Source organism: Lentzea sp. NPDC054927, assembly GCF_053610285.1.
Genome location: NZ_JBSGXZ010000003.1, coordinates 138,547 through 158,308, shown reverse-complemented (window position 1 = coordinate 158,308; position 19,762 = coordinate 138,547). Strand labels below are relative to the sequence as shown.

The following is a 19,762-nucleotide window of genomic DNA, read 5'->3' as shown; positions in this document are numbered from 1 at the left end:
GGTACAGCTAGGCCAGGCCCTGCTCGGCGCGCCACCGCTCGTACTCGGGCCGGGCCTCGTCCGACAGCGGGTAGTACCGCCGCAGGTCGCCGCCCTCGGCCAGGCGGATCCGGGAGAACTCCTCCCATTCCGCGTGCTCCTGGGCGGCAGCCAGCAAGGCGGGTGCGAACTTGACCGGCACCACGACCGCCCCGTCGTCGTCGGCCACGACGATGTCGCCCGGCTCGACGAGCGTGCCGCCGCACGCCACCGGCACGTTGACGGCGACCGGGACGATGCCGGTCTGGGCGTGGAAGTTCGGTGTGGCGCCCCGGATCCACAGCCCCAGACCGAGCTTCTTCGCCTCGCCGATGTCGCGCAGGCACCCGTCGATCACCACGCCGGCACCACCGCGGCCCTTGAAGTAGGTCAGCATCATCTCGCCGAACACGCCGCTGCTCATGTCACCCCGCGCGTCGACGACGATCATGTCGCCGGGCTGGGCGTGGTACATGACGTGCCGGTGCAGCTGCTTCTCCGGCTCGGCGTACTCGTCGACGGGGTAGAGGTCCTCCCGCTTCGGCAGGAACTGCAGCGTCAGCGCCGGCCCGGCCACGCGCACGCCGGGGGTCACCGAGACCGGGCCGCTGATGAACGCGCTGCGGATGCCCATCCGGCTGAGCTCGGCGCTCGCCGTCGCGCTGCCGATGGCCGCGAGGGCCGCACTGAGTTCGGCAGGCGGGCGAACGATGTCGTGCGTCTCGACCACGTCGGTAGCTCCCTCGGATCCGCGCTGACCGCAACTAGCAGAGAGTTCGATGAGCCTTCGATCCGAGCGTACTGACGCGGATCATCCGCGTCAGTGGTTGTACATGGCTTCCAGCGCGGCGCGGCGGGTGGTGACGTCGTCGGGGTCGTCGCCGAAGACGAGCAGGTGCAGTGCGGTCTGTTTGATCGGGTTGTCGGTGCGACGGGTGTCGTGGCCGCCGGTGACGAGGAGCCCTCCGCGCTGCAGCGCGGGTTGCAGCGCGGCGAGCAGTGCGGCGATGGGGGCGGCGGTGGTGATCTTCGTGGACTCCGACGGGCGATCGAGGGCGTCGGGGCGGATGGTGTTCAGCGCCAGCAGCGGGATGGACCCGCTGGTGATGCGGAAGTTGAGGTCGAGCATGACGAGCCTGCCGTCGTAGGTCTGGGCGCAGTCGAGGCTGCACATGCCGCGGTAACCGACGTCGGCGGCGCGCTGGGCGATCGCGAGGCATTCGGTGAGCAGATCGGCCGGGAGCGGGATGACGAGCCCGAAGCGGCCGCCGGTGTAGACGCCGTCCGCGTCGATGCGCTGGTCGGTGACGGCGAGCAGGCGGGCTCTGCCGTCGGCGGCGACGTAGAGCTGGATGCCCCAGTTGCGGTGGATGTGCAGGTATTCCTCGACGACGACCTCGGTGAGGATGTCGGTGAACGCGGGCAGCGTCACCGGGTCCCCGGCCTTGTGCAGGTAGACGTCGAGGCTTGCTCCGTGCGCGGCGTTCGTGGCGGCCTTGAGAACCCAGGACTTCTCGGCGGGGGCGGCTTCGGCGAGTTCGTCGATGGCGACGATCTGGCGGCGGGCTTGGAAGCGGGGCTCGACGAAGGTGCTGATGCTGGCTTTGTTGTTGAGGTAGCCGACGAGTTCCGCACTCTTCACGGAGCGTTCGTCGGGGTACAGGGCGGTGGGCTGCGGGTATTCCATGGACAGCCGCAGGCCGTCGCTGAGGGCCTCGGTGACGCGGGTGGCGAACTCGGCCTCGGTGCGGAACTCGCGCGGGTCGGTGCCGACCGGCAGGCCTCCGTCGCGCAGGGCGGCGAGGAGGTTGGGTTCGGTGCCGCCCGCGCTGCTGATGACGGGGGTGTCGGCGGCGATGGCGAGGGGACGGGCGGACAGGACGTCGCGGGTGTTCCTGTGCCGGCTCGACGGCACAGCCGGTTCCTGGGCGGGGCGCGCGCAGACGGCGATGTCAGGGCCGTAGATGTCGGTGAGGGTGCGGGGGACGGCCAGGGTCGGCGTGAGCGCGGAAGTGGTGATGGGAGTGCTCCCTCGTGGGGTGGTGCTTGTACCCGGTCCTGGGCGTGGAGTGGTGCGAACTGACCGGGAGCGGTGAAACGCGCCTGGATGAGGCGGCGTCCGCTCCGGGGTGAAGGCGCGCGCCTCCGGGTGTGAATCACGGGGCGTGCGCAGACCTCAACTCTCTCACGTTTCGCGAGGTCGCGGGTGATCCCGGCGGTGTGAGAGTGGTGGTCGGCGGCTTCGGGGTCGTTTGGATGATCCAGCCGGGTACGCTGGCCTGATCGATCATGACTTCTGGGGGTCAGACATCCATGACGTTCGCTTCTTCGCGCGCGCTCACGAGACGTGCGGCGCTGGTCCTGGCGGCCGGCCTGGCTGTCGCGGTGGTTCCCGGTGCAGCCTCGGCGGCGCCGAACGCGGTGATCGGCGTCGGCAGGCTGGCGCAGGGGCTCGCGATCAGCCAGGACGGCACGCGCGCCGCTGTCGCCAACTCGAACGACAACACGGTGTCGGTGATCGACACGCAGACGCGCGCGGTCACCGCCACGGTTCCGGTCGGCCTCTACCCGCTGGGTGTGGCGTTCGCGCCGGACAGTTCACGTGTCTACGTGACGAACCGGGACGCTCACACGGTTTCCGTGATCGACACGGCGACCAGCAGCGTCACCGCGACGTGGTCCGGCTTCTCCTACCCGACCTCGATCGAGGTGAGCGGTGAGCGCGTGCACGTGCTGAACACCGGCGACACCACGCTGTCCATTGTGGACTCCGGCGGTGTCGCTCTCGGTGTGGTGCAGCTGCCGTCGGAGCCGAGCGGGCTCGCGGTCACGCCGGACGGTGCCAAGGCGTACGTGGGGTCGTACAAGGGTGTTCAGGTGACCGTGATCGACGTGGCGGCCGCATCGGTGATCGCCTCCGTGCGCGCCAGTGTGTCGCCGCGTGCGCTGGCCGTCAGCCCGGACGGCACGCGCGTCTACACGACCAAGCTCAACAAGCCCGATCCGATGAAGGTCATCGACGTGGCCACCGACAAGACTCTGCCCGGTGGCATTCCCGGCCCCGGCTGGTCGCTCGGCGTCGCGGTCGCGCCCGACGGTGCTCGCGCGTACATCACCAACTTCCTCGACAAGTCAGTCTCCGTGATCGACACCGCCGGCCTCACGGAGATCAGCAGGATCACCGTCGGGCGGAATCCCGGCGAGATCTCCATCACGCCGGACGGCAAGCAGGCGTACGTGCTCAACGGCCGCGACGAGGTGGAGGTCCTCGACCTCTGATGTCTGCCGTGAGTCACTTCAGGTTCACCGGTCCCGGCGCGTGGTCCACGCCGGTCGACGAGGCCGTGCGGGACCCGCGCCCGGTGTTCCTGAACGCGTTGCCCGACGGGTTCACCGGGCACGACCCGGTGGTCGGCGAGATCGACTCGTTCCTGGCCGAGCAGCCGTGCGGCTACCTGTGGATCGAGGGCGGCGCCGGGGCGGGCAAGACCGCGCTGGCCACGTACCTCGCCCGGGAACGCGGCTGGATCAGCCACTTCGGCGGGCACGCGGACGGCGGTTCGGCACGGGCCGCCCTGCGCAACCTGTCCGCGCAGCTGATCGTGCGCCGTGACCTGTGGACCCTCGCGCCCGGCCGAAAGCTGGCGGAGTGGGCCGGCACGCCGCGTGGTTTCGAGGCGCTGCTCACGCGGGCGGCGGGACGCGAACCACTGGTGCTGGTGGTCGACGGTGCCGACAGGGCGGTGACGCCGGACGGGCGGCAGCCGTGGGGACTGCCCGACGTGTTGCCGCCCAACGTCTTCGTCATCGGTACCTACCGCACCGGCACCCCGCCGCCGCGCGGCGACGTGGTGATCCGCCTGGGCGAACGCAACCTGGCCGGTCTGCGCTCGTACCACGCGGGACAGCTCGACCAGTGGCGCGAGGACGACGTGGCGCTACCTGTGCTGTCCACGCTCGCGGTCGCACGCGAAGCACTTCCGTTGGCCACGCTGAGCCGACTGTCCGGTGTGGACGAACGTGCCGTGCGGGACTGGTGCGATCTCAGGTTGCGGCCGTTCCTCACCGCTGGCGTGACGACGTTCGAGATCTACGACGCCGGTGTGCGTGAGATGTGGTCCGAGCTGCTGGGGTCTGCCGCGGTCGAGGCGCACAGCCGGATCGCCGACCACTGTCTGGCGCACCTCTCCGACGACTACTCGTTGCGGTACCTGGCATCGCACCTGCTGGCCGCGCGCCGCCTCGCTGACCTGGAAGCGCTGCTGCGGGAGGAGAAGGACGGCGAGCTCGTCTGGTTCGCCGCGCATCACGCGGCCGGCACAGTGGACGTGTACGCGGACACGGTCGCGGTGGTGCGCGAGCACTACGAACGGCGTACCGACGAAGCGTTGCGGCGAGGCACGCTCGCCCCGGTTCTGGTGCGGGAGCTGCACTACCAGCTCATGAGCGCGTCGCTCAAGAGCTCCACTCCCGCCATCCCGCCTCGTCTGCTGGAGGTGGCGGCCGAGACCGGCGTGTGGGCCTGGCAGCGGGTGCTGGCCCACGTCCGCCACCTTCCGGACCCTGCCGACCAGGTGGCCGCGATGACGCTGGTGGTTCCGCACCTGCCGGAGGAGGAACGGCCGGACGTCGTGGCGCGCGCGTTGGCGCTCGCCGACACCTGGGACCAACCTGCGCGCTGGCAGGTCGTCGGAGCGCTGGCGCCGCACCTGTCCGGCGAGCAGCTCACCCGGTACTTCAGGCTTGTCATCGCGCGATGCGACCAGGAATTCGGCCTCACCGCGTTCTGCCGGCTAGCACCGCACCTGCACGCCGCAGGCATCGACCGCGCCCTGGCCGTGGCGAAGTGGTTCGACCTCAAGGGTGAACCTGGCCCGTTGGCCGCACTGGCACCGCGCCAGCCTGCCGCCGAACCGTCCACGTCGGTCACCGAGGACGCGACCGCCCAGCCCTCGCTGACGCTGGACGCCATCGCCGCCCTCCGTTCCGAATCCGAACGTGCCGACGCACTCGCCGAAGTGGCGGGAACACTCACCCCCGACGAGCTCGCCCGAGCACTGCGGATCGCCGAGGCGATCACCAACGGCGCCGACCGCGCCCGCGCCCTGGCGGAAATCGCCGCCACCCTCCCCGACCCGGAAACGCGCGCATCGCTGACCGCATCAGCCCTCACCGCCGCGACCGGGATCGCCGGCAACGTGATCTGGACGAAAACCGCGCTGGCCGCCCAACTTCCCGCTCCCGACCGCGACACCCTGGTGGACGAGCTGCTCACCACCGCTGGAGCCACCCGCAACGAGCATCTGGTGCTGCCGGTGGTCCGCCTGCTGACGGACGACCAGTGGGCTCGGCATCTCTCCATCGGCGGCGCGTGGGCGATGGAGCACGTCGCGCTGCACGGCCCGGCCGGGCTGCTTTCCAGCGTGCTGGACGAGATCTCCACCTGGAACGGCCTCTTTCTCGCCCAGACGATCGAGAAGATCGCCCACCGCCTGTCGCCGGCCGAGGCCCGTCGCCTGGCCGCGATCGCCGCCGCCTTCGACGATGCCCAAGCACGGGGCCGCGCTCTGTGCGCACTGGGTCCGCATTTGCCTGCCGACGAACAGCGAGCAGCAGCAACGACCGCTCTGGCGGCACTGACGAAAAACCCGGCGCCACCCGAGTTTTACCTGGCCAAGCTGCTGCCACAACTCTCGCTCGGCCAACTCGAAGAAGTGCTGGCGCTCACCCGAGATCTCGCCGAGCAACGCCGAGGCGCACAACTGCTGCGCGGCCTGGCCCTGACCCTGCCCGCCGAGCGGATGCCCGACGTCCGTGCCCTCGTCGGCCGGCTGACCACCGAGCCAGACCGCGGCAGCGTGCTGAACGCGGTGCTGTCGCGGTTGCCTGTGGATCAGCAAACCCTTCTGTGCGAAGAAGAAGTCGAAGCCGCGACCACCAACAAGTACCCGTACACCATCCTGATGTGGCTGGCCGCCTACCTGCCGCACCACCTCCACGCGCGAGCCCTGGCCATCGTCCGTGCCCGCGGTCCGCTGGACGAAGCAGGCACGGGAGTGCTGCGAGACCTGGCCCCCCATCTGTCCACTGCGGACCTGGAGGACGCCGTCGCCCTGGCATGGACGGCGAAGCACGACAGCACCCGCGTGAAGGCGTTGGCGCACCTGTTGCCTCAGCTCCAGGAACGCCGTCGTGCCGAGATCTTCGACGACGTCCTCACGCCTGACCTGCCGCTCGATCTCGTCCCGCACCTGTCCGCCGGCGAACTGGCTCGCGCCTGCGACGTGATGTACCTGCCGCGTGACACCGTGGCCAAGGCGTTGCTGGCACGCGCGGCCGAACTCGGTGAGCACCTGTTGTACGCGCGGATTCTTCGCACGGTGTGGCAGGTCAACGACCGCAGCGGCTCTCTCGCAGTGCTGAAAGGCGGTCTGCCGGTGCTGCGCGATCTCGCCGGACTGGAGTTCGGTCCGCTGTTCCTGGAGTCGCTCGACGACGTGCACAGGTGGTGGCCCTGAGCCCGCCACCTGTCACGCTTCCGTCGCCTCCAAGGGCAGCACGACCTGGAACCGCGTGTCACCCGGTAGCGATTCCACGCGGATGGCGCCGTGATGCTTGTTGACCACGATCCGCCACGAGATCTCCAGCCCGAGGCCGGTGCCCTGTCCGACCGGCTTGGTGGTGAAGAACGGTTCGAAGATGCGGCTCTTCACCTCTGCCGGGATGCCGGGGCCGGTGTCGCCGATCTCCACCACGAGGTGCTTGTCCTGCCTGAAGGTCCGCACGGTCAACGTTCCTGCGCCGCCCATCGCGCTCAGCGCGTTGTCGATCATGTTCGTCCACACCTGGTTGAGCTCGCCGGCGTACGCGGAGATGCGGGGGAGCGTCCGGTCGTAGTCCTTGACCACCCGCACGTCCGTGAGCTTCCCGCCGAACATGACCAAAGTGGAGTCGAGCAGCTCGTGCACGTCGACCACCTGGAATGGCGCTCGGTCCATCTGCGAGTACTGTTTGGCGGCACCGACCAAAGTGGACACTCTGGTGGTGGCGTCCTCGATCTCGTTCATCAGCATCTCGGTCTCGACCGTGTACCTGAGCCAGTGCACGGCGGATCCCGTGACAGCCGCCGGGCACGACGTGAGTGATCCCTCCAGCCACTCCACGTCCAGCCCGGCCGCGACCAGGACGGGCGCGACGTCCCAGCCGCCGCTGATGCCGTGGTCGTCGAGCCAGTCGGCGACCTCGTCCTCGGCGTCGCTGGCCTCCAGCGGACTGAGTTTCGGGGCCTTGGCGACTCGTTCGACCGCCTTCTCCTGCAGCTTGACCAGAGAGGGCAGAGTGGCTGGGTCAAGCGTTCCCTGCGCCAGCAGAGCGAGCTTGTGCCGCATGCCCGCGACCCGCTCGCGCAGCGCCGCGGTCGCCCGCACGGCGGCCGCGGCGGGGTTGTTCAGTTCGTGGGTGAGGCCCGCGGACAGGGCGCCGAGCGCGGTGAGCCGCTCGTGCTGGCCCACCGTCGCCTGGGTGTTCCGCATGCCCCAGAACAGGCCCTCCAGCAGGTGCATCGCCATCGGGAACCACGTGCGGACCATCGGCCCGAACTCGTCGGCGTCGAACTGCAGCATCGACGTGGCGGTGATCGACTCGACGGTCATCTGGTAGGTCGGCTGGTCGAGCTCCAGGTAGGCCTGGGTGGCACCGAAGTACGAGCCGCGCAGGCTGCTGCGGCTCACCTCGACGCGTTGGCCGCCGATGTTGCGGCACAGGGCGACTGTTCCTTCGAGCAGCACGAAGAAACACGTCGCCGGCTCGCCTTCGGTGAGCACGGCCGTGCCCGACTCGCGGGTCTCGACGTGGCCGTGGTCGGCCAGCCAGTCCAGCTGGGTCTGGTCGAGCTTCTCGAACAGGAACAGTTCGCGCAGTGCAGCCGCGGTGAGCCTCTCCATCACGACCTCTCCAGGTAACGGTGCACCAGGGTGACCGCCATGGCACCCTCACCGACCGCGGACGCGACTCGCTTCACCGAGTCCGCCCGGACGTCGCCCGCGACGAACACACCGGGCACGTTCGTCTCCAGGTGGTACGGCGCCCGCTCGAGGTCCCACCCGGAGGGGGAGCCGCCGAGGTCGGGGCCGGCGAGGAGGAAGCCGCGCTCGTCTCTTTCCAGCGTGCCGTCCAACCAGTCCGTGCGCGGGGCGGCACCGATGAACGCGAACAACCAGCTCGCCGCGACGGTCGTCGTCTCGCCGGTCTTGTTGTGCAGCAACGTCAGCGTCTCGAGGTGATCCGCACCCGTGCCGCCGCAGACCTCGGTGTGCGTGCGCACCTCCACGTTCGGGATCGCCGAGAGCTGGTCGATCAGGTACCGCGACATCGACTGCACCAGCGAGTCACCCCTCACCAGGATCACCACCTTGCGCGCGTGCCCGGAGAAGTAGACGGCCGCCTGCCCCGCGGAGTTCGCGCCGCCCACGAGGTAGACGTCCTGACCCGCGCAGTTCGGGCCTTCGGTGGTCGAGGCGCCGTAGTACACGCCCCGCCCGGTCAGCTCGCCGAGTCCAGGCGCGTCGAGCAACCGGTACGACACTCCGGTGGCGAGGATGACGGTGTGGGCGGCGAGCTCGGTGCCGTCGCCGAACCGCACGATGCGCGCGGCTCCCCGGCGCTCGAGGGCGACGACGTCGCGTGTGGTGAGCAGCTCGACTCCGAACTTGACCGCCTGTCTGCGGGCCCGTTCGGTCAGCTGCCCGCCGGACACGCCGTCCGGGAAGCCCAGGTAGTTCTCGATGCGGCTGCTCGTACCCGCCTGGCCGCCCGTCGCGATCCGTTCGACCAGCACGGTTCGCAGTCCCTCCGACCCTCCGTACACCGCGGCGCCGAGCCCCGCGGGTCCGCCACCCACGACGATCAGGTCGTAGAACTCCGCGGACGGTTGCGTGCTCAGACCCACCTCGGCGGCGAGCTCCGCGTCGGAGGGGTCGACCAGGGCCTTGCCCTGAGCCGTGACCACGACGGGCAGAGTCGTCCCGTCCTGGTGCGCCGCGGTGAGCAGGCAGCGTGCCTCCGGCTCGTCGAGTGCGTGCCAGCGGAAGGGAACGTTGTTGCGTGCCAGGAAGTCACGTACCTCGTAGGACCGTGGCGACCAGCGGTGCCCGATCACCCGCACCCGCTGAGGTGGCTGCCGGTCGCTCACGGCCCAAGCCCGGAGCTGCTCGTCGAGCACCGGATAGAGGTTCTGCTCCGGCGGATCCCACGGCTTGAGCAGGTAGTGGTCGAGGTCCACGACGTTGATCGCCTGGATGGCGGCGTCGGTGTCGGCGTACGCCGTGAGCAGCACCCGGCGCGCCTGCGGGAACACGTCCATGGCCTGCTCGAGGAACTCGATGCCGTTCATCTGGGGCATCCGGTGGTCGGCGAGCAACACCGCGACCTCCTCGCCGCGCAGTTTGATCTCGTGCAGGGCCTCGAGCGCCTGGGCCCCGGACTCCGCTCGCACGACGCGGTAGTGCTCGCCGTACTTCCGGCGCAGGTCGCGCGCCACCGCCCGCGACACGGCAGGGTCGTCGTCCACCGTGAGGATCGAAGGCCGCGCGACGCGACCGGCAGTCGTCATGCGCCCAGTCAAACACCAGAACTCGTCGACGGCCGCGATCGAGGTACCGTCGGGCCGTGACCACTACCTGCGAACACGTCGCCGAGCTGGGTGCCGAGCCCACTCCCACCACACCGGAGGGGTGTGAGGACTGCCTGGCCGCCGGCGGCAGGTGGGTGCACCTGCGCTTGTGCCTGGGCTGCGGCAAGGTCGCTTGCTGCGACTCGTCGCCCGCCAAGCACGCCTCGAAGCACTTCGCCGACGAGGGGCACCCGATCATCCGCTCGTTCGAGCCGGGGGAGACCTGGCGCTGGTGCTTCGTGGACGACACGGTCGTGTGACCTTCAAGTGCGGGGCGTGTGCCGTCCGTGTTCGCCGGGTTCCGCTGGTCGGCGGCGTTGTGACCGATCGGGGTTCGTGGTATCCATTAATTAGTATTAATGGATACCAGCGCGACCACCTCGACACCTTGGGAAGTCATGACCACGAACACGAAGCCGACCATTGTCCTGGTGCACGGGGCGTTCGCGGAGTCGGGCGGCTGGGGTCCGGTCGTCGAGCGGCTGCAGGCAGCGGGACACGAGGTCATCGCGGCGGCGAACCCGTTGCGTTCGGTGGCCTATGACGCCGCTCAGGTGCGGGCACTGGTCGACTCGATCGAGGGCCCGGTCGTCCTGGTCGGACACTCCTACGGCGGCATGGTGATCAGCAAAGCCGCGGCCGGGGCGGAGAACGTCACGTCGCTGGTCTTCGTCGCCGGGTTCGCTCCCGAGGCGGGGGAGAGCGCGGCGAGCCTGTCCGGGAAGTTCCCCGGCAGCACGCTCGGCGAGACGCTGCGCACGGTGGCGCTGCCCGACGGCGGCCAGGACGTCTACGTCGCACAGGAGCTGTACCACCAGCAGTTCGTCGCCGATGTGCCCGCCGAGCAGGCGCGGGTGATGGCCGTGACCCAGCGGCCGATCACCGTCGCGGCGCTCAACGAGGAGGCCGAGGGCCTGCAGGCGTGGCGCGGGCTGCCGAGCTTCTTCCTCGTCGCGGAGGCGGACAAGAACATTCCGTCCGCTGCCGTGCACTTCATGGCCGAGCGCGCGGGCGGCGAGGTCGTCAGCATCGACGGCGCCTCGCACGCGGTCTTCGCCTCGCGCCCCGATGAGGTCGCCGACCTCGTCCTGCGTGCAGCGCGCGTCTGACCACCACCCGCAAGTCCGTCGACCGGCCCGGCACCACCCTCCACGGCGGTGCCGCCGGTCGGCCGATCGGAGACTGGTCGTACGGTCGTCGCCACGGAGGCGGGACGGCTCAGCCGGGCACTTCGTCCAGGTAAGCCTGCGCCTGCAGCGTGAACAGCTCGGCGTACCCGGCCTTGGCCGCCATCAGCTCCTCGTGCGTCCCGTGCTCGGCGACCTTCCCGCGCTCCAGCAACAGGATCCGTTCTGCCTGCCGCACGGTCGAGAACCGGTGCGAGATGTACAGCGTCGTCCGGCCTTCCGACAGCTCCCGCAGCCGCGAGAACAGGTCGTGCTCTGCCCGCGCGTCCAGCGCCGACGTCGGCTCGTCGAGCACCAGGATCGGTGCCTCCCGCTGGAACGCCCTGGCCAGCGCGATCTTCTGCCACTCGCCGCCGGATAGGCTGACCCCCTGGTCGAACCAGCGACCGAGCGGGCTGTCGTAACCCTGGGGCAGCCGTTCGATCCGCTCGTCCGCGCCGGCGCGGCGGGCCGATTCCTCGATGTGCGGCCGGTCCTCGAGCCGCTCCAGGTCGCCGAGGCCGATGTTCTCCGCGGCTGTGCCCTGGTACGTCACGTAGTCCTGGAACATCGCGCTGATCCGCGTGCGCAGCGCGACGGGGTCGTACTCGCGGATGTCGACGCCGTCGAGCAGGATGCGGCCACCGGTCGGGTCGTAGAGCCGGCAGAGCAGCTTGAACAACGTCGACTTGCCCGCGCCGTTGCGGCCCACCACCGCCACCGTCTCGCCGGGGCGGATCTCGAAGCTGACGTCGTCGAGCGCGGGTTCCTCGGCGCCGGGGTAGCTGAAGGTCACCGCGTCGAACTCGATGTGACCCTCCACTGTGGACGGCATCGGCCGTGGTGACGCCGGCGCCGTGATCTCCGGCTTCGTGTCCAGGAACCGGTACAGCGTGTCGAGGTAGAGGTTGTTCTCGTACATCCCCGCAAACGCGGTGAACAGCCCGGACACCGACGACTGCACGGACGCCGCCGCGGCCGTGTACAGCGCCAGGTCTCCCAGCGTGAGCCGTCCGCCGACCGCTTCCAGCGCGATGTACAACGTGATCGCCGAACCGGCGAGCGTGCTCAACAGCCCCCAGGACGTCGAGCTGATGTTGCGGTTGACCGTCAGCTTCCGCTGCCGCTCGTAGGAAACGGTGCCGAGCCGGCGGAACCGGTCGACGAAGTACGGGCCGAGCCCGAACAGCTTCGTCTCCTTGGCATAGGTGTCCGTCGTGACCAACGACGACAGGTAGTCCATCCGCCGCTTGATCGGCGACATCATGAAGGTCAGCCAGAACGCGCGCGAGCCGTACCTCGACTGCGAGATGAACGCGGGGATCGGCGCCACCAGCGCGACCAGGGCCAGCAGCGGGCTGATCGAGACGAGCAGCGCGACCATGCTGCCGAACGTGATCAGCGTGCGCAGGAGTCCCAGCGCGGAGTTCATCATCGACAGCGGCCGCGTCGGCGCTTCCTGCGCGGCCTGACGGAGCATGTCGTACGAGGTCGAGCCCTCGAAGTACGAGAGGTGCAGTTCGCTGGCGTGCGACATCACCTGGTGGCGGATGGTCAGCGTCATGCGTTCCTGCAGCAGCGACTGCGCGATCGACGTCAGCGCGCTGCTGACCGCGGTCGCGGCGAGCACGCCGAACTGGAACAGCGCGACCTTCGCGATGTCACCCGTGGTGCCGGTGTGCTGGATCGCCGCGACGACGGAATCCAGCAGCAGCTTCGCGATGTACGCGGTCAAGGTCGGCAGGAGCCCCGACAGGACCGTGATCAGTGCCAGGACGATGGTCAGGATCGGGCTGGCCTGCCACGTCAGCTTCGCGACCTTCGGCAGTCCGCGGACGGTGCCCGCCACGGACGTCTTCGCGCGCTTCAGCCGGGAGCGCAGGTCCTTCGGTTCGTCGTCCGGCTTCGGTTCGGGAATGTCGACCGGTCCGGTGAGCCCGCTCTCCGGCACCGTCGAGGCGCGGCGGCGACGCCCGCGCCGGCCCAGCATGAACTCCATGCCGCCCCCACCGCCCGGGATCACTCAGCCTCCACGGCGCCGTGCAGGAAGAAGTCGACCACCTGGCGGGTGGTGGGCGCGTCGACGTCCGTCGCCAGCCGGCGGCCGCCGAACAGCAAGGTCAGGAAGAGCGCGGCGAGCTGCTCCGGGGGCAGCCGCAGCCGGTCCTTCTCCGGCGTGAACAGCTCGACCATCGCCCCGCGGATGGCGGCCATCGACTCGCGGCGCCCGCCCTTCCACGTGCCGCGCTGGTCCTTGCCGCGCTGTTCGGGGTCGCGGTGCTTGATGTCGCGGTGCTTGATTTGGCTGGACGCGTGCAGCGCGCCCATCAGCGCGCCCATCCGCTCGAGGTGCGCGCCGAGTGCTTCGGCTGCTTCGACGAGCCGGTCCTCCAAGGGCTGGTCGACGGGGATCTCGGCGATCGCGTCGAGCACGTGGTCGGGCCTCAGCGCCTCGGCCGTGCAGGCGTCGAACAGCTCGTCCTTGTCCTTGAACGCGCGGAAGATGGTGCCCTCGCCGATGCCGGCGGCGCGGGCGATCTGGCTGCTCGTCACGTTCGCGCCGTGCTCGATGAGGAGCGGCAGCACGGCGTGCACGATCATGGCGCGCCGATCCTCCGCGCTCATGCTCGGCGCTCTGCGCCGTGTTTCTGATGCTGGTGTCATGCGCCCATAGTGCGGAGTGAGTGCTCACTCCGTCAAATGAGTATCAGCTGCGGGGCTCGTGGGGGAGATCGCTGCGTAACGACCCGATCGCTCACAGAGACATCAGCCTTGGTGTCCGCGCGAGGTGAGGGTGTGCTGATGAAGATCGACCTGTTCAACGAGATCCAGAACCCCGGCCCTGCCCCCGAGCAGTTCCGCTTCCGCCAGGCCCTCGACCAGGCCCGCCTCGCCGACGAGCTCGGCTACGGCTGCTGGTGGCAGGTCGAGCACCACGGCGCGGGGGAGTTCAGCCTGTCCTCCGCTCCCGAGCTGATGCTCGCCGCCCTGTCCCAGCAGACCTCCCGCATCCGCCTCGGCCACGCCGCCGTGCTCGCGCCCGGCCGCTTCAACCACCCGATCCGCGTCGCCGAACGCGCCGCCACCCTCGATCACCTCAGCGGCGGCCGCGTCGAGCTCGGTCTCACCCGCTCCACCATCCCCGAGTGGAACCTCTTCGGCATCGAGCCCGCCGACGCGCGCGCCCAGACCGCCGAGGCGTTCGAGATGGTGCCGAAGATGTGGACCACCGACCGCTTCTCCCACACCGGCGAGCACTACGACGTCTCGGACGTCTCGATCATCCCCAAGCCTCTGCAGACTCCGCACCCGCCGCTGTGGCAGGCCGCCGCCTCCCCGACGTCCTTCGAGGAGGCCGGTCGCCGCGGTGTCGGCGTGCTCGGCACCACGATCTGGGAGTCCATCGACCGGGTCGCCCGCATGATCGACCTCTACCGGGCGGCCGCCGCGGAATGCACCTCGCCGGTCGGCTCGTTCGTCAACAACCAGGTCGCCTACTTCACCTTCGTGCATTGCGCCGAAACCGACGAACAGGCCATGCGCAACGGGGCGGCGGCCGCCGCGGCCTGGTACACGGTGACAGCGTTGCGCTTCTTCAACGCCGCCGCCGAGTTCGCCGCGACCATGCAACGCCACCAGGACATCCTCGCGGCCGGCGACGGTGGCCTCACCGGCGAGTTCCTGCGCGCGGAGGTGGACGCCGCCCCCACCGACGCGCAGCTCGCGATCGGCCGGATCATCCAGGGCGAGGACGTGCCGGAAGACGAGCTGTTCGAGGTCCTGTCGGCGCAGCAGTCGCTGATCGTCGGCAGCCCGGACACCTGCCGCAAGAAGCTGCGGGCCTACGCGGACCTCGGGATCGACCGGTTGATGTGCCTGCAGCAGATCGGGCCGATCGGGGCGGACGAGGTGATGACGAGCATCAGGCTGATCGGGGAGCTGATCCCGGAGTTCGACCGGTCCTGACCCGGTCGCTCGACGTTCGCCGGTGACCTCGCGCCGCCGACTGCGCGACGCGAGGTCCTGGCCGGCTTCCTCAGCTCAGCTGAGGACCCACTTCACCGCCCGGGAGCCCGCGGCTCCGACGACCACGCCGTTGTTGTTGATGTCCCACACGCCGGCACTGGTGACACCGGCGGGGAACCCGAGTTCGATCCGCTCGCCGCCCCTCTCATGGAGGATCGGCACCTGGTTGTCGCCGACCACGACGGAGCCGACCACCCTGCCGTGGTCGTTGATGCTTGTCGGGCCGAACCCCTGTTCGTACTTGTTCAGCGAACCGTCGGCGTTCCACCGCACGCCCCACGCCCGGAAGCCGGCGTCCACCGAGGAGCCGACCACCTCGCCGAGCTGGTTGACCGCCGTGGCCGTGGTCGTCAGGTCCACCGCCAGTCCACTGAGGACGGTCGCGGTGCCGTCCGGGTTCCAGCGCACCGCCGTGGTCGCGATGGTGGGACCGTTGACGTACCCGGCCACGTACCCGTTCGCCGAGGCGTCCGTCAGGCTCGCCCAGGTCGCGCCCGCCGGCAGTGCCAGCGTCGTGACGACGCCGGCCGGGCTCCAGCTCACCGGGACCTGACGCCGGTTCGCGTCGGTGGCGACGCCGTACACGGTGCCGGAGTCGCTGATCGCCTGACCGATCGTGCCGGTGAAGCCGGCCGGCACGGACAGCACGACGTGCGTGCCGTCCGGGTTGAACCGCAGGGCCGTGCTGCCGGCCTTGCCGGTGGCGGTGCCCACGGCGCTGCCGCCGCTGTTGATCGCCTCCACTGTCGTGCCGGCGTCGGCCGGTCCGACGAGTTCGGTCGCGGCACCGTTGCCGTCGTACCTCACCCCGCGGCTCGGAAGGCCGTTGCTGTGCGCACTTCCGACGGCGACGCCCGCGTCGTTGACCGATGTGGCCACGTGCGCTGAGGCGGACGGCAAGCCGCCGAGGTCAGTGATCGTCGTGGCCGCGTGCGCCGGTGTCGTGACGACGGCGGCTGCCAGAAGTGCTGTGGACAAGGCAAAAGAAGCTCTTCGGCTCATCTCGTTCCCCCCAGGAGTTGGCAAGCCCAGCTCGCTGGAACCTAGCGAAGGGAGATCGTTTCTGACCAACGAGACGTCCGCAGATGAACAGGGCCACCACACCCCGTTCTTCTGCGCCGGATCGTCGTCCTGCCGCGTCAGGCGACCAGCTTGCAATCCTCGTTGGCCTTCATGACCTCTCGGAGCCCGGGGACGTCGCCGGCGAAGTGGGACGGTTTGTAGGTGGCCATGTCGACGCCGAGCACGATGAGCGCCGACTGGGCGTAGTCGACTCCCTTGTGCGGCAGCACCGTGCGGTACTCGGTCACCTGTCCCAGCAGTTTCCGGTAGGTGGCGAGCCTGTCCGCGACGATGGCGTTGGCGTCCTGGACGGGAGGCGCCAGCTGGGGGAGTTTCTCGAGCCCGGAGGTGGCGGTCCGCAGCGTGGATTCCAGTGACTGCAGAGCGGCGTCGACCTTCGGCAGATCGGCCTCGGTTGCGATGTCGGAGCCCTTGGGCAGCTTGTACACCGCCAGAACCATGTCCTTCAGCGCAACGCAGTACCCCGCCACCCAGCTGACGACGGTGTTGTCCGGCGCGCTTGGCGATGGTGCGGGCGGGACCGGAGCCGGGGTGGGAGGAGTGGTGCCGCAGGCGACAGATGTGCAGCACGCGGCGACGACCGCGGCCCTCCGCAGGAAGTTCATTCGGCCACTCTGCCGGTGACTGGCCGGGACCGGTCCCGCCGCTAGATCGACCTGAGGACCCGGATGCGGTCGGCGATGGCGCGCCGGGCGACGTCGGAGTCGAAGGCGATCGAGTCGAACTCGTGCGGGGCGCCGGGGTGCAGGTGGAACTCGACCGGCACGCCCGCCCGGCTGAGCTTCGTCGCGTAGGCCAGGTCCTCGTCGCGGAAGACGTCGAGCTGGCCGACCTCGAGGTAGGCCGGTGGCAGGCCGGTCGCGTCCTGCAGCCGGGCGGGTGCCGCGGTGGCGGGGACGTCAGGCCCTCCGGCGTCGTCGCCGAGCAGCGCGGGCCACGCGGTGAGGCTGTCGTCGTAGGACCACAACGCGTAGGGCGCGATGTGCGGGTCGACCTCGGTGGTGCGGTCGTCGAGCATCGGCATGATCAGGATCTGACGGGCGATCGCCGGGCCGCCGCGGTCGCGGGCGAGGATCGACAGCGCCGCCGCCAGGCCGCCACCGGCGCTGTCGCCCAGCACGCCGATCCGGGCGGGGTCGACGCCCAGCTCGGCGGCGTGCTCGTGCAGCCAGCGCAGCGCCGTGTACGCGTCTTCGAGCGGGGTGGGGAAGGGGTGCTCCGGCGCACGGCGGTACTCGACGGACAGCATCGGCACACCGCTCGCGGACACGTACCGGGATACCGGCCCGTCGAACAGGTCGATGTGGCCGAGGATGTACCCGCCGCCGTGGAAGAACAGCACGGCGGGACCCGGCGTCGCGCCTTCTTTTGTGTACCAACGCATCGTGATCCGTGCGCCGTCGTCCGCGGTGGCGTGGTGGTCGGTGGTGGACACGTCGGCCGGGATCGGCTGGGCCGTTCCGGCGGCGCCGATGATCGGCTCCCACATGGCCCTGCGCGCCTCGACGTCGCCCACGGCCGGAGGGGTGGCCTGCGCCATCGCGCCGGCCATCGGGGCCAGCGCGGTGGCGATCTCGGGATCCAGCCCGAGTGACATGGTCTGCTCCTGTCGGGTGGGGTGGTCAGGCGGAGACGAGGAAGACGACCTTGCCGCGGACCTCGCCGGACGCGGCCTGGACGTGGACGTCCGGCAGTGCGGTCAGCGGCACGCGCTGGGCGACGTCGACCCGCAGGTCGCCGGAGTCGACCAGCGCCACGAGCTTCGCCAGCTGCTCGGCGTCGCTGCGGACGAAGAGGTTGATGCCACGCACGTCACGGGTCTCGTCGGACGGCGCGGGCATCCAGATCGTCGTGTTGACCACGACCCCGCCCGGACGGACCACCGTGACCAGCTCTGCCAGCACCGCCGGGTCGACCGGCGCGAGGTTGAGCACGACGTCGACCTGCTCGGTGACCGCCGAGAGCACGCTGGTGGTGGTGTGGTCGACGACCTCGTCGGCGCCGGCGGTCCGCACGGCCTCGGCGCTGCGCGGGCTGGCCGTGGCGATCACGTGGGCGCCGGCCTGCTTGGCCAGCTGGACGGCGTAGCCACCGACCGGTCCGCCCGCGCCGTTGACCAGCACGCGCTGCCCGGCCTTCAGCTGACCGTGGTCGAAGAGCGCCTGGTAGGCGGTGAGACCCACCAGCGGGAACGCGGCGGCGTCGGCCAGCGGGATGCCCTTGGGGGCACGGGTCAGGGTGCCGGCCGGGGCGATGACGTACTCGGCCGCCGCGCCGGGCTTGGTCATCGGCAGGAAACCGACGACCTCGTCGCCGACCGCGAGGCCCTCGACGCCCTCGCCCAGCGCGTCGACCGTGCCGGCCACGTCGAGGCCGGGGGTGTGCGGCAGCTCGACCGGGATCGGGCCCTGCATGACGCCCAGGCGGATGTTGCCCTCGACGGGGTTGAACGTCGTGGCCGCGACGCGGACCAGGACCTCACCGGCTCCGGCGACGGGCTGCTCCACGTCCTCGTACCGCAGGACCTCGGGGCCGCCGAACTCGTGGAAACGCACTGCCTTCATGTCAGCTCTCCTCGCTATTTGCTTCGAACTTGAAGCATCTGAATCCGAGCGTAGACCTGCTTCGAATTCGAAGCAAAGTGACGTGCGGCACCTCGGCGTCAGCGGGGAGGGCCGAGCAGGGCGTTGCCGGAGATCTCGGCGGCTTCGGCGAGCAACGACAGCGGGATCTCGAACCCCTCGGGGCGCGGTTCGCGCAGGTCGCGACCGGCGTGGCGGAACATCTTCTCCAGTCCGCCGGGAGTGGAGATGAGCAGCAGATCCGCCTTCTCGGAGGTGATCCGGTAGCTGTGCGGGATGCGGCGGGGCAGGAAGACGATGCCGCCCTCGCGCAGTTCGTGCTCCTCGTCGCCGGCCCACACCAGCGCGGAGCCGGCCAGCAGGAGGAAGACCTCGTCCTCGTTGTTGTGCATGTGCCACGGCGGCGCCTCGCCGAGGGCGACGTCGAAGCGCCCGACGGTCAACTGCCCTCCGGTCGCTTCGGCGTCGAGCAGGACGCTGAACACGCTCCCGCCGATCCATTCGAGCTGTTGCTGGTCCTCCCGCTGGGCGAGGTGGGGGATGCTCACGGTTGTCCTAGGGGTCGGTGGGGACAGCGGTGCCGTCCTCCTGCCTGGAGACCCTGGTGTGCGCCGATGTCCGGCCGCCACGCCCCGCGGTGCTCACCTGTGTCCAGCGCTGCTCACCTCGCCGGGGCGTTCCCGAGCGCTCCTTCGAATTCGAAGCAGTAAACTGCCGTCATGCCCGACTCGCCGCCGTCGCTCGACCCCGTCCAGCTCGGCGCCTACTTCGCCCTCGTCGAGGTGACCAGCCTGCTGCGCCACGCGGTCGAGCAGCAGCTCAAGGACGCCGGCGACCTGAGCTACGTGCAGTTCCAGCTGCTGGCGCGGCTCGGCGACTCGCCGACGGGCAGCCACCGCATGACCGACCTGGCCGACGGCGTCGTCTACAGCCGCAGCGGCCTGACCTACCAGGTGGGGCTGCTGGAGAAGGCGGGCCTGGTCGAACGCACGCCGTCCGCCGACGACGAGCGGAGCGTCACGGTCACCATCACCGGCGCTGGACGCACGCTGCTCGCGGCGGTGCTGCCGGGGCACGTCGAGGTCGTCAGCGGGTTGCTCTTCGAACCGCTCTCGCGCGACGACGTCCACACCCTCGCGGGACTGCTGGCACCGGTGCGCGACCACATGCGGTCGACGCCGCCGCGTTCGGCAGCGCCCCGCCGCCGCAAGAGCTGA

At 70.0% G+C, this 19,762-nt stretch carries 17 protein-coding genes; 6 read left to right on the top strand and 11 right to left on the bottom strand.

Annotated features, from left to right (window positions below; genetic code table 11):
* Positions 1-7: 7 nt before the first annotated feature.
* Positions 8-748, bottom strand: a complete 741-nt coding sequence (locus ACWGE0_RS07030) for a ribonuclease activity regulator RraA (protein ID WP_452259999.1) — start codon at positions 746-748, stop codon at positions 8-10.
* 90 nt (positions 749-838) lie between these two features.
* On the bottom strand, positions 839-1,933 hold the full coding sequence (locus ACWGE0_RS07025) for a hypothetical protein (RefSeq protein WP_452259998.1): 1,095 nt from the start codon (positions 1,931-1,933) through the stop codon (positions 839-841).
* Positions 1,934-2,331: 398 nt separating this feature from the next.
* Here ACWGE0_RS07025 and ACWGE0_RS07020 point away from each other — a divergent pair, with 398 nt between their 5' ends.
* Both ACWGE0_RS07020 and ACWGE0_RS07015 read left to right on the top strand, forming a co-directional pair.
* The gene (locus ACWGE0_RS07020; RefSeq protein WP_452259997.1) at positions 2,332-3,297 is read left to right on the top strand and encodes a hypothetical protein; all 966 of its coding nucleotides are present in this window, start codon (positions 2,332-2,334) and stop codon (positions 3,295-3,297) included.
* Positions 3,298-3,305: 8 nt separating this feature from the next.
* A complete protein-coding gene (locus tag ACWGE0_RS07015; protein WP_452259996.1) occupies positions 3,306-6,536 on the top strand; it encodes a hypothetical protein in 3,231 nt (1,076 codons plus the stop codon).
* 12 nt (positions 6,537-6,548) lie between these two features.
* Here the strand turns inward: ACWGE0_RS07015 and ACWGE0_RS07010 are convergent, their stop codons facing one another.
* Both ACWGE0_RS07010 and ACWGE0_RS07005 read right to left on the bottom strand, forming a co-directional pair.
* On the bottom strand, positions 6,549-7,961 hold the full coding sequence (locus ACWGE0_RS07010) for an ATP-binding protein (protein ID WP_452259995.1): 1,413 nt from the start codon (positions 7,959-7,961) through the stop codon (positions 6,549-6,551).
* Positions 7,961-9,628: an FAD-dependent oxidoreductase gene (locus ACWGE0_RS07005; RefSeq protein WP_452259994.1), complete on the bottom strand. Its 1,668-nt coding sequence runs from the start codon at positions 9,626-9,628 to the stop codon at positions 7,961-7,963. The genes ACWGE0_RS07010 and ACWGE0_RS07005 overlap by 1 nt, the downstream gene beginning before the upstream one ends.
* A 56-nt stretch (positions 9,629-9,684) precedes the next feature.
* Here ACWGE0_RS07005 and ACWGE0_RS07000 point away from each other — a divergent pair, with 56 nt between their 5' ends.
* Entirely contained in the window at positions 9,685-9,948 is a 264-nt protein-coding gene (locus ACWGE0_RS07000; RefSeq protein ID WP_452259993.1) for a UBP-type zinc finger domain-containing protein, read from the top strand.
* A gap of 138 nt (positions 9,949-10,086) precedes the next feature.
* Positions 10,087-10,797 (top strand): alpha/beta fold hydrolase, encoded by a 711-nt coding sequence (locus ACWGE0_RS06995; RefSeq protein WP_452259992.1) that lies wholly within the window; start codon positions 10,087-10,089, stop codon positions 10,795-10,797.
* A gap of 109 nt (positions 10,798-10,906) precedes the next feature.
* On the opposite strand, the gene ACWGE0_RS06990 is transcribed toward ACWGE0_RS06995, so the two are convergent.
* Positions 10,907-12,853, bottom strand: coding sequence for an ABC transporter ATP-binding protein (locus ACWGE0_RS06990; RefSeq protein ID WP_452259991.1), 1,947 nt, complete (start codon positions 12,851-12,853; stop codon positions 10,907-10,909).
* A 20-nt stretch (positions 12,854-12,873) separates the two neighbouring features.
* On the bottom strand, positions 12,874-13,479 hold the full coding sequence (locus ACWGE0_RS06985) for a TetR/AcrR family transcriptional regulator (RefSeq protein WP_452259990.1): 606 nt from the start codon (positions 13,477-13,479) through the stop codon (positions 12,874-12,876).
* Positions 13,480-13,656: 177 nt separating this feature from the next.
* Here ACWGE0_RS06985 and ACWGE0_RS06980 point away from each other — a divergent pair, with 177 nt between their 5' ends.
* Positions 13,657-14,820: an LLM class flavin-dependent oxidoreductase gene (locus ACWGE0_RS06980; RefSeq protein ID WP_452259989.1), complete on the top strand. Its 1,164-nt coding sequence runs from the start codon at positions 13,657-13,659 to the stop codon at positions 14,818-14,820.
* 75 nt (positions 14,821-14,895) lie between these two features.
* On the opposite strand, the gene ACWGE0_RS06975 is transcribed toward ACWGE0_RS06980, so the two are convergent.
* The 5 genes from ACWGE0_RS06975 to ACWGE0_RS06955 all read right to left on the bottom strand — a co-directional run bounded on the left by ACWGE0_RS06975 (position 14,896) and on the right by ACWGE0_RS06955 (position 19,093).
* Positions 14,896-15,858: a hypothetical protein gene (locus ACWGE0_RS06975; RefSeq protein WP_452259988.1), complete on the bottom strand. Its 963-nt coding sequence runs from the start codon at positions 15,856-15,858 to the stop codon at positions 14,896-14,898.
* 161 nt (positions 15,859-16,019) lie between these two features.
* On the bottom strand, positions 16,020-16,568 hold the full coding sequence (locus ACWGE0_RS06970; RefSeq protein ID WP_452259987.1) for a hypothetical protein: 549 nt from the start codon (positions 16,566-16,568) through the stop codon (positions 16,020-16,022).
* 41 nt (positions 16,569-16,609) lie between these two features.
* Entirely contained in the window at positions 16,610-17,560 is a 951-nt protein-coding gene (locus ACWGE0_RS06965; RefSeq protein WP_452259986.1) for an alpha/beta hydrolase, read from the bottom strand.
* 25 nt (positions 17,561-17,585) lie between these two features.
* On the bottom strand, positions 17,586-18,527 hold the full coding sequence (locus tag ACWGE0_RS06960; RefSeq protein WP_452259985.1) for an NADP-dependent oxidoreductase: 942 nt from the start codon (positions 18,525-18,527) through the stop codon (positions 17,586-17,588).
* Positions 18,528-18,625: 98 nt separating this feature from the next.
* On the bottom strand, positions 18,626-19,093 hold the full coding sequence (locus ACWGE0_RS06955; RefSeq protein WP_452259984.1) for a cupin domain-containing protein: 468 nt from the start codon (positions 19,091-19,093) through the stop codon (positions 18,626-18,628).
* Between the two features lie 171 nt (positions 19,094-19,264).
* Here ACWGE0_RS06955 and ACWGE0_RS06950 point away from each other — a divergent pair, with 171 nt between their 5' ends.
* Positions 19,265-19,762, top strand: a complete 498-nt coding sequence (locus ACWGE0_RS06950) for a MarR family winged helix-turn-helix transcriptional regulator (RefSeq protein ID WP_452259983.1) — start codon at positions 19,265-19,267, stop codon at positions 19,760-19,762.